Origin of the sequence: Flavobacterium aestivum (genome assembly GCF_026870175.2) — a bacterium.
Taxonomy (GTDB): Bacteria; Bacteroidota; Bacteroidia; order Flavobacteriales; family Flavobacteriaceae; genus Flavobacterium; species Flavobacterium aestivum.
In genome coordinates, this window is record NZ_CP113977.2 from 540,286 (window position 1) to 555,205 (window position 14,920).

General features: G+C 36.8%; 3 protein-coding genes. All 3 read right to left on the reverse strand.

Translation table 11 applies throughout. From position 1 onward, the window contains the following. Positions 1-75: 75 nt before the first annotated feature. The 3 genes from OZP08_RS02510 to OZP08_RS02520 all read right to left on the reverse strand — a co-directional run bounded on the left by OZP08_RS02510 (position 76) and on the right by OZP08_RS02520 (position 14,604). Positions 76-2,571 carry a DUF8693 domain-containing protein gene (locus OZP08_RS02510; protein WP_281322898.1) on the reverse strand — a complete coding sequence of 832 codons (2,496 nt, stop codon included), beginning with the start codon at positions 2,569-2,571 and terminating at the stop codon, positions 76-78. 264 nt (positions 2,572-2,835) lie between these two features. Beyond that, a complete protein-coding gene (locus tag OZP08_RS02515; protein ID WP_281322899.1) occupies positions 2,836-9,459 on the reverse strand; it encodes a DUF8693 domain-containing protein in 6,624 nt (2,207 codons plus the stop codon). An 858-nt stretch (positions 9,460-10,317) separates the two neighbouring features. Further along, on the reverse strand, positions 10,318-14,604 hold the full coding sequence (locus tag OZP08_RS02520) for a DUF8693 domain-containing protein (protein WP_281322900.1): 4,287 nt from the start codon (positions 14,602-14,604) through the stop codon (positions 10,318-10,320). Positions 14,605-14,920 lie beyond the last annotated feature (316 nt).

Genomic DNA, 14,920 nt, shown 5'->3' on the forward strand with positions numbered 1-14,920 from the left:
TCATAAACTAATTAAATCCTCATTTTATATACAAAATGAGGATTTTTTATTTATAGTTAACAATCATAGTTGGTTCTAAAAAACAATTTTATTGGATTGTTTCATACCATTATCCAATATTGTTACCACTACAAGTATTTGCTTAGTCGAGTCAATACTCGTGATAATACATTCATTACTATTCACAGAATCTTTTTCATAAAGCTGCCTTCCTCTTAAATCATAGATTAAGACTTTAGCAATAGTTTCCGCAAATGACGCTATCTTTATTTGACGATTCTTTGCTGATACCGTTATCTTTTCTTCTTTCTTATTAGAATTAATACTACTTTCAGCTTTCCCATTTGCTACTAATTCAACTTGGTTTTTACTCTTCACTACTCCTGAATTATCTTTATAACATATTATAAAGCGATCATTAAACGTTCCAGTAGTGGTAGAAAAAGTGTAAGCTCCATTCGTTAAATTATGAACAACATTAGCTGTCTTATCTTCAATAAAAATTGCTTGATTTACTAGTATCCCATCTATTTGATCAATGCTTATTGTAAATGCCCCATCAATAGTAGTTTTATATCCTAATGGCACTTTATCCACTTTATCAAAAGGCAAAGTGCGACCTTGAATCACAAAATTCTTATTATCATTAACACTATAAAAATCAACATACTTATTACCGTCTGAACTCAATCCGTCATAAGCTGTATCAAAACCATTAGTCGCTCCAGTAGCATAACCCACTAATATTTGCTTAAATACCCCTTCAGCATTGGTTAAATTCAGCCAAACACGATGTTTCTCTATAGCTACAGTTTTTGATTTAACTCCTTTAAAAAATTGTGTATTCTTACCCTGAGCATTTATGCGCATACTGTTATTAAAAACAACAGGACCTGACCCTTCTGCACTTATTGCCATAAAAGATTGCCCAGCTGCTATATATCCCGAAGGAATATTTGCATTTGCATCTTTAGTACTCGCAGCAGCTGTACCAACTCCTCCCAAACAATTATAAGAAGCATAATCAGCTTCGGAGTATTTATTACTGGAAATAGCCGTATTATGTGTCCAAAAATGAATAGTTCCCTGAATCCTATTAGTATTGATACAGTTTTCTAATAAAAAATCATCTGCACTGATTGCTGACGGATACGGGTTTCCAATCAGATTGCTATATCCAACTGGAGCAATTGGAAACGAGTAAACCCCATTATTAGGTATTCCTATGAATTCAACTGATTGCGCATACGTATTTGCTGTTGGATCTGGCCAAAATTGTGGCTTTGGCACTCTAATAATGTATCCCTTGCCCGGAGTCATAGTATTTGCACTTGACTCGACTATCCATTTATTTGAAGAATAACTAAAATATTTATCTGACAATGTATTAGGAGATAATGCATAAAGTGTTTGTCCTGCAACTGGTGAAGACCAATACGTATAATCAAAATTTTTCATGGGTGTCGTATTGCATTTATAAACAATCGCACCCGTATTGACTGCATAATTATTTACCTGAATCAAACTCGCTTTATTCTCAAAAATTAAAACGCCTGTGCCTTTAAGCTCTAAGCCATCTTCCAGTTTCAAAACTACGCCAGAATTGACCCCTACAGAAACCCCTGAATCTACTATACAAGAACAAGCTTCCATATTAGTAGGTATTGTATAATTACTGGAGAAAATAGCAATTTTGGAGCTATCTGGAGTACCATTAGACCATAAACCCGAATTATATGTTGTAGACGAACGAAAGGCTTCTACTGTATTTGAATAATCGCTATAACCACATTCATTTTTAGCACGTAGACGCACATAATACGTTTTTCCAGCAACTAATCCTGTTACTTTTTGAGTTGTACTATTACCTAGCGTTCTATTATCATATCCTAAAACAAAATCTCTAAAATTAGCATCCGTTGCAACATCCAAATTATATTCGGTAATATCTGGAATAGCCTGCCAATTCACATCAAAAGAAGTTGATGCACATGTAACATTGATGTCATCTAAATGAGGCGTCTCAAGTATAGTACAACCTACTGTTCCATTAAAAGCAAAACTATTAATACTAAAGGTTCCAGTACCGGTTTTAGCAGCCCATCCATAAATCCTGAAAGTAATAGCTTTGGTTATATTTTGAAAAACAGAGCTTGATAATGATATTGTTCTTCCTGCAGCAGAAACTGTCCCAATATTTGAACGAAAGCCATCTACACTAGACCGAAAAGCAAAATGTATAGGTCCGTTTATAGAAACTTGTCCCTTATATACAAAACTCTTAAAATCAATTTTTTTCCCTGGACTTGGGGTTATAGCAAATTCAAAATAATCTGTTGGATCAACACCTACTGTATTCCAACCCGTAGCATTATATCTATTTTTCGCATTTTTACCTAAGATTCCTTTTCCTCTACTTATACCCGAAACAGAAATATTTGGATCAACTATTTGTCCTGTTCTATAAGGATTTAAAGCATTTGGGTTAATACCAGTTATTGGATTTAAAAATATAGATTGACCTAAAGACAAAAATGGAAACAAGATTACCAAAGAAAAAAGTTTTTTCATAAAAACGTATTTTATAATTAATTATATAAAAAATCTTAAAAAGTTCATATTCAGTATTATTTCAAATGTAAGAAATATACTTATTTATATGTATTGTTTTTAACAATTAAATTCATATTTTTTTTACAAAATACATGCTATTACAATTACAAATTTTACTTAGTTCTTGTTTAATTCCTATTCAGTTTTATAAATTCCAGCCACAAAAAAATCCCATTCTGATAATTCAGAATGGGATTCATAATTTAGTAATATTCTATTTTCTTAAAAAACTATCTCCTTAGTGATCCATTTACCATTGATTAACTGAGTTAAAACAATTAAAAACTGGTCGCTGGAATCTAAATTACTGATAACATATTCATTTCTATTTACGTGTTCCTTTTGATACAGTAGCCTACCTCTTAAGTCATAAACCATAACTGTTCCAATAGTTTCATCAAATGAATTAATTTTAATTTGATGATCCTTTACAGATACAACAACTGCTCTTCCTTTATTTTCAAAACCATCAGTACCTAATGTACTACCTCCTTTAGTTGGATCTAAAGCTATTGGATCGGTTACTACTGGAGTAGTCACTATTGGATCTTTTATTACAGGATCTTTTATTACAGGGTCAGTTACCACTGGGTCTTTCACTACCGGATCAGTTACCACTGGATCTTTTACTACAGGGTCAGTTACCACTGGGTCTTTCACTACCGGATCAGTTATTACTGGATCTTTTACTACAGGATCAGTCACAACTGGGTCTTTCACTACTGGATCGGTTACCACTGGATCTTTTACTACAGGATCAGTCACAACTGGGTCTTTTACAATTGGATCTGTTACAACTGGTGTATTATCCACATAACGTAAAACAAAACGATCATTGAACACTCCTTTTTGAGTAGAAAAAGAATAAGCACCATTTTTCAAGTTATGAATAACATTAGTAACCTTATCTTCAACAAAAACAGCTTGACTAGCCAAAACTCCATCTACTTTATCAATGCTTATCGTAAATGTTCCTTCAACTGTCGTTTTATATCCTAATGGTACTTTATCTGTTTTGTCAAAAGGCAAAGCACGTCCTTGAATTACTAAATTCTTACTTTCATTAATACTGTAAAAATCGATATACTTATTACCATCAAAACTTTCTCCATCAAAAGCAAGGTCATTAGCAGGAGTTGCTCCTGTAACATAACCCACTAATGTTTGTTTGAAAGCACCATTGTCATTAGCTAAGTTTAACCAAACTCGGTGTTTTACTATTTCAGTCTTTTTAGTTTTAGCTCCTTTAAAGAATTGTGCATTACTATTGGCAACACCTACTCGCATACTATTGTTAAAAGTAACAGATCCGGTAAAGCCTGCTCCTTTTTTGGTTACTGCAAAAAAGGATTGACCAGCTGCTATATTACCATCTGGTGCCGATCCTCCGCTTCCTGCAGGCAAAGTATTCACTCCTCCAACTCCATTATATGAAGCATAATCCGTAGAAGAATACATTAAATTTGAAATAGCTGTATTATGTGTCCAAAAATAGATTGTTCCATCAATTTCTTTATTGTTTGCTGCTAAAAAGTCATCAGCACTCATTGCAGACGAATATGGATTTCCAATTAAGTTACCATCTCCATCTGTTGTACCAATTGGCAATGAATAAACCCCATTATTAGGAACTCCAACAAATTGTACTGGTTGTGCATAAGGAAAACTAACAACTTCTCCATTTGGCCAAGGTGTACCTCCATTGTCTTTCGGTGTTCTAATGATATATCCTTTTCCAACTTTCATTGGCGTAGCACCTGGCTCCACTTTCCATGCATTGTTCACATAACTAAGATACTTATCTGACAATGTATTTGGAGATAATACATTCAGTTTTTGCCCAACAACTGGTGATGACCAATAAGTATAATCGAAATTCTTCATCGGTTTCGCTTTACGCTTATAGATAATAGTCCCCGTATTGACAGCCGCATCATTCACTTGTACCAAACTCGCATTGTTCTCAAAAGTTAAAGTACTTGTAGGGTCAACATTCAATCCATTTACAACCTTTAAGATAGCGGTATCATTCGCTCCTCCAGCAACTCCTACTACTACCTTAACTCCTGGATTCACTTGACAAGAACAAGCGTTTAATTGAGTTGTTATAGTAAAGTCTCCGTTAAAAACAACTATATCGGTTACTGTTGGTGGTGTTGTGTCTCCAGTTTTAGACCATTTAGTCCCATCCCAAGTATTTGTTGTTGGCGAATTAATAACGATTGACGAAGTGCCTGCAGAAATACATCCAGAAGCATTTTTCATTGTAACACTATAAGTTCCCGGCATAACGTTAAAAACTCCTGTCGTATTCGTATAATCTATTCCATCTACACTATAAGTAATACCTGCTCCTGTTGGTGCTGTAACCGTGATTGTTCCTGTTGGTACCACACAAGTAGGCTGAGTCGTAGCCGACGCCGTTGGTGCTGCTGGTAATGGACTAACAGTAACAGTTACAGGTGTTGTATATACTGAATAACAAGTTGTACCGCCACTTACAGATACTGTTCTGCGTTGGTAGCTTGTTGTTGCTGTCAAAGCTGGTGGCGAATAAGTAGCACTTGTTGCTCCACCTATGGTAACATAACTTCCACTTGCGTTAGTTTGCCATTCGTAGGTAATTGTTCCTGAACCAGTTCCCGCTGTAGACGATGTCAAAGCTGCCGGAGTGGCTCCGTTACAGATTGTTTGATCCGCTGCTATTATTCCCGCTGTAACCGCAGCATTTACCGTGATAGTTACTGGTGTAGTATATGCTGAATAACAAGTTGTACCGCCGCTTACTGATACAGTTCTACGTTGGTAACTTGTTGTTGCTGTCAAAGCTGGTGGCGAATAAGTAGCACTTGTTGCTCCTCCTATGGTAACGTAGCTTCCACTTGCGTTGGTTTGCCATTCGTATGTAATCGTTCCCGAACCAGTTCCCGCTGTAGACGAGGTCAAAACTGCCGGAGTGGCTCCGTTACAGATCGTTTGATCTGCTGCTATTGTTCCTGCTGTAACTGCAGCGTTTACTGTAATAGTTACTGGTGTTGTATATGCTGAATAACAAGTCGTACCACCGCTTACAGATACAGTTCTGCGTTGGTAACTTGTTGTTGCTGTCAAAGCTGGTGGCGAATAAGAGGCGCTTGTTGCTCCGCCTATGGTAACATAACTTCCACTCGCATTAGTTTGCCATTCGTACGTAATCGTTCCTGAACCAGTTCCTGCTGTAGATGATGTCAAAGCCGCTGGAGTTGCTCCGTTACAGATTGTTTGATCCGCTGCTATTGTTCCTGCTGTAACTGCCGCGTTTACAGTAATAGTTACTGGTGTTGTATATGCTGAATAACAAGTTGTACCGCCACTTACAGATACAGTTCTGCGTTGGTAACTTGTTGTTGCTGTCAAAGCTGGTGGCGAGTAAGTAGCACTTGTTGCCCCACCTATGGTAACATAACTTCCACTTGCGTTGGTTTGCCATTCGTACGTAATCGTTCCTGAACCAGTTCCAGCTGTAGACGATGTCAAAGCTGCCGGAGTTGCTCCGTTACAGATTGTTTGATCCGCCGATATTGTTCCTGCTGTAACTGCAGCGTTTACTGTGATCGTTACTGGTGTTGTATATACTGAATAACAAGTTGTACCGCCGCTTACAGATACTGTTCTGCGTTGATAGCTTGTTGTTGTTGTCAAAGCTGGTGGTGAATAAGTAGCACTTGTTGCTCCACCTATGGTAACATAACTTCCACTTGCGTTAGTTTGCCATTCGTACGTAATTGTTCCTGAACCAGTTCCCGCTGTAGACGATGTCAAAGCTGCCGGAGTTGTTCCATTACAGATCGTTTGGTTCGCTGCTATTGTTCCTGCTGTAACTGCAGCGTTTACTGTGATCGTTACTGGTGTTGTATATACTGAATAACAAGTTGTACCGCCACTTACAGATACTGTTCTGCGTTGGTAGCTTGTTGTTGTTGTCAAAGCTGGTGGCGAATAAGTAGCACTTGTTGCTCCTCCTATGGTTACATAACTTCCACTTGCGTTAGTTTGCCATTCGTAGGTAATCGTTCCTGAACCTGTTCCCGCTGTAGACGATGTCAAAGCTGCCGGAGTTGCTCCGTTACAGATCGTTTGATCCGCTGCTATTGTTCCTGCTGTAACTGCCGCGTTTACTGTGATCGTTACTGGTGTTGTATATACTGAATAACAAGTTGTACCACCACTTACAGATACTGTTCTACGTTGGTAGCTTGTTGTTGTTGTCAAAGCTGGTGGCGAATAAGTAGCACTTGTTGCTCCTCCTATGGTAACATAACTTCCACTTGCATTAGTTTGCCATTCGTACGTAATCGTTCCTGAACCGGTTCCAGCTGCAGACGATGTCAAAGCTGCCGGAGTTGCTCCGTTACAAATCGTTTGATCCGCTGCTATTGTTCCCGCTGTAACCGCAGCATTTACTGTAATAGTTACTGGTGTAGTATATGCTGAATAACAAGTCGTACCACCACTTACAGATACTGTTCTGCGTTGGTAACTTGTTGTCGCTGTCAAAGCCGGTGGCGAGTAAGTAGCACTTGTTGCTCCACCTATGGTAACGTAACTTCCACTTGCATTAGTTTGCCATTCGTATGTAATCGTTCCTGAACCAGTTCCTGCTGTAGACGAGGTCAAAGCTGCTGGAGTTACTCCGTTACAGATTGTTTGAGCAGTTCCTATTGTTCCTGCTGTAACAATTGCATTTACAGTCACCGTTACCGCTTGAGTTGCTGTACAGCCATTCCCATTAGTAATCGTCATTGTTCCTGTATAAGTTCCCGAAGTTGTACCAGCTGTTATTGCAATTGTATTTAGACTTCCTCCACCTGCTAAAAATGCAAAAGCTGTATTTGCTTGGTTTGTTAATCCTGCTGCATTTGCAGCCGCATTCCAAACGATACTATAACTTGTTGGCGCACTACTTGTTGCTGTATAGGTCAACGATGTCGTTTGAGCACCTGCACTATAACATACTGCCTGAGCTGTTCCTATTGTTGTAATTGTTGGCGCAGTATTGGTTGCATTTACTACCCAAGATCCTGAATTTGTACAACCCTTTAAAGAAGTAGTCAAATTATACGTTCTTGCTGTTAATCCTGTAATATTTTTTAAACTTGAAGTAAAACCAGCTGGAGTAGAAGTCCAACTGTATACATAAGGATCTGTCCAAACTGGGCTATTAACAAAGGTACCTGTAGGCGCTACACTACCCACTCCTGAAACTGTAGTCCCAGAACCTTCGTTAAAACTATATCCTGCTAACAAACCTGATTGTGATGCATCATACGTTACAAATCCAGAAGACAAATTTGTAATCTCTGTTGCTGTAAGCGCTCTATTCCAAAATCCTAATTTAAATACCTCCCCAGTCAAACCAATTCCTCCGGGATCCATTATACCCCAACCTATTTTTGTTGTATAATTAGTATCTGAACCATAATTTGACGTAGCACTCCCCCCTGTTACTGGTGTTCCACCATCTAAATAAATTTTCAAACCTCCTGTAGTTCCATCACCTGTAACTGCAATATGATGCCAAGCATTACCTGCGGGAAAAGAAGCTAAAGGTAAATCGACACTACCTCCGTTATAAGTCCAACATCTTAAACTATTATTTTCAAAAGCAATCTCAATTACATCATTTTGTCCAAACAGTGACATTCTAGAAGTATAATTGGCTGGGTCAAACTTTATCCAACCCTCAACTGTAAATGCTGCTCTATTAGAAAGCATTTTTGCATTAAAATCTATATATTGATTACTAGCGCTCAAAAAAGCTAATGAAGCTGGAGCTGCAGCATTTGTAACCGTAATTGTTCCTGTAGCATCCGTAGGGCAAGAAACATTTGTAGCCGTAGCTGTAGGCGTAGGAGGTGTACTATAGTTAAGAACAGCAACACTTCCGCTCATGGTAGAAGTACAACTTCCTACATTTCTTGTTGCTAAAACAGTATAAGTCCCTGTAGCATTAAAAGTTCCAAAGCTTATCGCACTACCTGTACCAGCAACTGCAGAACCAACTGCAACAGTACCTTTCAATAACTGATAACTAACTCCTGTTTCAGAATTCGCTAACCCTATCGGAGATCCTGCAGCTGTACTACAAAAATTTCCACCGGTACCAGTCATTGCATAAACTGAAGGTGTACAAGGGGTCCAAGTATAAACTTGTCCATTTTGTGGTTTAGTATTAATATTGGTTGTAAAAGTTGAGGATTGAGCCGTTGGCGAAGCTCCTGAATTGTTTAATGTTAAGTATTTATCATTAGCATCATAAATACCAATAGAGGCAGAACCACTGCTCACTGACTTAGTCCCTTGATTGTAAAGGTATTCAATTACATTTGTGGTTTCATACAACCATACTTGAAATGAAATGACATCAGGAGCTGAATTATAATCCCATCTTTGTTGACTCCACTCCAATTTGAATATTCTATTGGGTGCAACTCCAGTTGTAACATATCTTGTACTTATCGTGTTTTTTAGATCATCCCACAAAGGAAACAAAATTGGTTTTGCGCTACTTGCATTCGTAGAATTATTAATATAAAACGCATTGCTTGTTCCTCCAAAAGTTAGCCAACCATTACTAGATACTTTTATTTGCGTATATGCTGTTGTCCCAAAAGTAAAAGAAAATGGCAAATTTATAGCAGAAGATATTGCTTCATCATCATTATCATTCGTAAACGACGGTGTAGTACCAGTCAATGCGCTATAAGTTCTTGTGGATGCAGAAAAATTATAAGTATCAGCACCTTGACTATAAGTCAATAAAGGCAATAAAAACAATAAAAAAACAGTAGGTAAAATTCTATTCATATTATTTTGGGGGAATTTTGTCATAATTTAGATATACAGATCAATAACGTAAAAAAGCTTAATTTTTAGCTATATTACTCTATAGCTTTTTATAAAAATAACTCTCTTTTTTTACTACATTTTGTCATACTAAATCAAAAACAGGTATTTATACGCGCCAAAAATAAACATTAAAAAATTATTTTCTCTATAAGTAACCAAAATTGCACCTTAATTTTATCAAATAATTCAAATTCATTCCTTTTGTAAGTCTCAGATTCTAAAAATAACTATCATAAATCTGTAAGATGTGATTTTATGAGAACTACTTTAAAATTTTAGGAACACTTTTGGTATGCAAAAAAACATGAAAAGACACACAGGCTTTTCATGTTTTTCAAATCTTTTAAATTACCTTCTATTTCACTGAATACAAATTCTTTAATTCCCTATTAATTATAGCAAAACAAGGGCAAGAACAAGAGTCATTTTTTGCCTCAATGAAACCGCCATAATTCCTTTTTCACAAATAGAAACAAAACCATACCCCATTACTGCATAGTAATCGGAAAACAAAAAAATAGCGATTTACATTTGGTAGAAGGTATTAAAAAAACAAAACATTTTGCGTCAACTTAAAGTGATATTCTAAGTAGTATTGGGAAGATGACACTGTATAATTTAAAAATGTAAAGAAGGGAGAAGAAAAACTTTCTTTATAATAAAAAGACGAAGGTATTTCAAAAAATGATTACAAGAAATAAATCCCCCTCAACAACAGACAGATACAATGTATTTGCCTGTTGTTAATGATTGGAGAATCTAAAAAAATTACCTAATTCAAACTATTAAAAAATAAACTAAAAAAACTAACATTTATTAAAAAACTATTTCTTTGGTAGACCATTCGCCATTTTTAAGCAAGGTCTGCACTATTAAAAACTGTTCACTAGAATTAAAATTAGGAACACTAAATACATTACTATCTACTTTTTCTATTTCATATAATAATCTTCCATTCAAATCATAAATCATCAATTTATCTATTATCTTATCGAATGAATTGATTTGTATTTGATGATTTTTAACAGAAACTATCACTGATTTATCTGAATCAACTGTTTTAAGAACATTTGTAACACTATCATTAGCCGTGAATCGTAATACAAAACGATCATTAAATGTTCCTATGGTGGTAGTAAAAGAATAAGGTCCTTTTTTAAGATCTACAACAACCCCTTTGACTTTATCTTCTACAAAAACGCTTTCATTCGCCAAAATCCCATCTACTCGATCAATACTTATCACAAAAGTTCCTTCAATGTTCGTTTTATACCCTAATGGAACTTTATCCGTTTTATCAAAAGGCAAACTGCGCCCTTGAATCACAAAATTCTTATTATCATTGACACTATAAAAATCGATGTATTTATTACTGTCCAGACTCAATCCATCAAAGGCGGGATCAAATCCATTGGTTGCTCCTGTAACATAACCCACTAACACTTGTTTGAAAGCTCCTTCAGTATTGGCTAAATTCAACCAAACTCGATGTTTTTCAATAGGAACCGCTTTTGATTTAGTTCCTTTAAAGAACTGAGTATTTTTATTTGTAAGATTTACACGCATACTGTTATTAAAAATAACGGGGCCCGCTCCAGCACTTATCGCTAAAAAAGACTGTCCAGCTGCTATATATCCTGAAAAAACACTATTATTTGCCCCTCCTGTACTGCCACTTGGGGCAGCAGAAGTTCCTACCCCTCCTAAATAATTATAGGAAGCATAATCGGTTCCTGAATATCTATTATTGGAAACAGCTGTGTTGTGCGTCCAAAAATAGATTGTCCCATCTATTCTAGAATTATTGATACTGTTTTCTAACAAAAAAGCATCTGCACTTATGGCGCATGGATATGGATTTCCAATCAAATTACCGTATCCCACAGGATCTATTGGCAGCGAATAAACCCCATTATTAGGAGCTCCTTTAAATTGAACAGGTTGTACATAAGTTGCTCCTGTCCAATATTCTCCGTTAGGGTACAGTATATCAGGCTTTGGCACTCTAATAATATATCCTTTCCCTGCACTCATTGTGCTCAGTCCGTTTAATTCTATTACCCAATTATTCATAGAAAAGCTAAAATACTTATCCGCCAAGGTGTTTGGAGATAATGCTTTAAGCGTTTGACCTGCTACTGGCGATGACCAATAAGTAAAGTCGTAATTCTTCATAGGAGTTGTATTACGTTTATAAATGATCGTTCCTGAATTGAAAGCTGCATCATTTACCTGTACCAAACTTGCATTATTCTCAAAAGTCAAAGTTCCGGTTCCTACAACCGCCAATCCATTTTCCAATGTCATAACAATACCTGAATCTACCTGAACGGCAACACCAGAATTTATTTGACAAGAACAAGCGTTTAAACAAGAAGATAAATTCCCAGACCCAATAAAAACAGCTTTTTTGCTACTGTCCGGCACACCATTATCCCAACTATAACCGTTTGAAGTTCTAGTAATAATAACAGAAACTGTTGCTACATTTGAGTTTATACTTGCTGTGCCACAACTATTTACTGTCCTAGCTCTTATATAATAAGTTACTCCTGGAGTTAATCCGCTTACAACTACAGAAGGAGAAGCTGTTGGGGCAACAGATATATCTTGATAACCCGATAAAAAAGTTCCGAATGAAGGATCTAAAGAAACATCAAATTTATAATTAGCAGCATTCGAAACAGCAGCCCAAGTTCCAGTAACTACAGTTTGATTACACCCTAAAACAATATCGGTTAAAACTGGAGCTGTAGGCATTCCTGATTCAACTGTCACAGTAAACGAAGAAGAATAAACAGCTGGGCAAGCACCACTTTGTACTAAAGCTCTGTACTCCCACACCCCTGCAACAGAAGGGGACTCTGAGTAAGTTGCCGCAGTATTTGGTATTGTTACCCAAGAACCAGAATCTAATCTTTTCTCCCACTGCACAATTGCACCTACATAACCACCTCCTAAGGTCAATGTTCCTGTGGTAGTATTAACACAAATAAGAGTTTGTGATCCTGAAATACTTCCTCCCACAGAATCTGGGTTTACATTTAAAGTAACATTTTTTAGAAACGAAGCTCCACAATTTGGTATTGCGCTAGTTATTGTTACCCCAGTTACTTGCAAAGTTTGACCATTGTTAGCAGTTGTTAATAGCGGAGTAGTAAAACTGGCAACTCCAGATGCATTGGCAACAACTCCTGTAACATCTGTTTGGGAAACCCCATTTATGGTATAATTTAATGTTGATGTACTACTAGGTACCAAACCCGTCAAATTTATTATTGCTCCAGAACCTGCACAAGCTGCATTATCTTGAGAAACTCCTGCCAAAGTAGCCATTGGATTCACCGTCATAGTTACAACATTCGATGTTGCTGGACTTCCTGTTAAACAAGGAGTAGCATTCGATGTCATAATACAAGTCACACTATCTCCATTTGCTAAAGCTGAGTTGGTGTAAGTTGCCGAATTTGTTCCAACATTTCCACCATTCAATTTCCATTGATAAGCTGGGGTAGCTCCTCCATTGGTTGGAGTAGCCGTAAAAGTAACCGATGTACCTGAACAAATAGCCCCTGATGGGGAAGCCGCAATACTTACACTGGCAACTAAACTTGGATTCACCACCATTGATACAGTATTTGATGTAGCTGGACTTCCAGTTGCACAAGCTGCATTTGATGTCATGACACAAGTTACACTATCACCATTTGCTAAGGCTGAGTTGGTATAAGTTGCCGAATTTGTCCCAACATTTCCGCCATTCAATTTCCATTGATAAGCTGGGGTTGCCCCTCCATTGGTTGGAGTTGCCGTAAAAGTAACTGATGTACCTGAACAAATCGTTCCCGATGGAGAAGCTGCAATGTTTACACTCGCTGCCAAATTAGGATTTACCGTTACTGTCGAAGTTACCCCTGTTAAAGTTAAACTACATGTACCGTTACTAACATTCGTTAAATTTAAAGTCGTATTTGCAGTAACTCCTGTTATCGTAACATCTACTGTACCTCCTGCACCTATCGTTGCTGTCGAAGATGCTGCTCCTGTATAAGTTACTGTATTTCCGGCTGTACCATGTATTGTAAAAACCGCATTCGATCCTGAACAAATTGGACTATTTGAACTTAATGTCGGAGCTACTGGTGTTGCTGGCTGATTATTAACCGTAACACTCAACGCCGGTGAAATACATCCGGAAGCATTTTTGGCCGTCACACTATAAGTACCGGGCGAAACGGATGTAAAAGCACCCGATGTATTGGTATATGTTAATCCATTAATACTATATTTTAATGTACCATCTGGAGTAGGAGTTAAAACTGATATTGTTCCTGTTGCAACAGAGCATGTTGGTTGCGACTGTGAAACTGTTGGGGCACTAGGCAATGTTCCTGAATTAACAACTACTGTTGTATAAGCATCAATTGTTTTACCATCTGATGTTCTCTTTATTGATACTGTATAAATACCCGCCACATTAGGAGTAGTTGTGGCTGAAAATGGAGTCGGGTTTTGAAGTGTACTGGAAAAAGAATTAGGACCAGTCCATTTATAAGTAAATGTTCCGTTTGGTGGTGGGGTAGCAGATAGAACAATATTATTCCCAACACAAACAGGAGAATTTGATGAAGCTCTTCCTGTCCCTCCAAAACTTACAAGGTCCGCAAAATTTAAATCGGCTCCAGCACCACCATTACAACTGGCAAGTAAATTGGTCCCAATATATAACCGTTCCGAAGCATTGCATGAACCTCCAACTAAAGCCCCTCCAGACTCAAAAGTCACCGAAGATCCTTCTGCAAGTGTTAAATAATCATTTCCAGCGGAAAAATCTAACGTCCCACCATTCCTAACAATTAACTGAATAGCTCCTAAACAAGTAAGATTTAAGGCAGCATTCATATACAAACTGGTTGGAGTTACTCCATCACCAATATACAAAATACCGTTACAGCTACTAAGTGGTGAAGTTCCGCACGTTAAAGTACTGGCATTAACAACAGAACTACCTGTGATTGTACATTGGGCATTTGTACTTCCTGAGATCACAAGTAGAAAAAAGACACAAAAAAAAAGTTTTGATTTATGTAAAAATATATCCATAGCAAAAAATTTTATATTATTAATAGAACTTTTTCTGATATCAAAACAATTATATTGTGATAAAGCTACATAAAATCATTAAAAGCGAATCATTAAAACGTCAAACATCTTTTATATCCGTTCAACAGCATAACAATTGTATATCAACAAGTTACCACTGTTGAAAAAGAAAGAAATGTATGCTTAAATAAAATTTTAATTTGTAAGATTTTGCCATTTGTAGATTCTATTTCTACTTCAAAAAAGACATATAATTTAAATATTTTAAGACATTTCCTCCATAAAGGAGCTCAAATTAAAATTGAGCATTTTTACT

Bases quoted from the DNA above. Each gene is read 5' to 3' on its own strand.
- OZP08_RS02520 (WP_281322900.1), bottom strand. From the start codon at position 14,604: ATGGATATATTTTTACATAAATCAAAACTTTTTTTTTGTGTCTTTTTT.
- OZP08_RS02515 (WP_281322899.1), bottom strand. From the start codon at position 9,459: ATGAATAGAATTTTACCTACTGTTTTTTTATTGTTTTTATTGCCTTTA.
- OZP08_RS02510 (WP_281322898.1), bottom strand. From the start codon at position 2,571: ATGAAAAAACTTTTTTCTTTGGTAATCTTGTTTCCATTTTTGTCTTTA.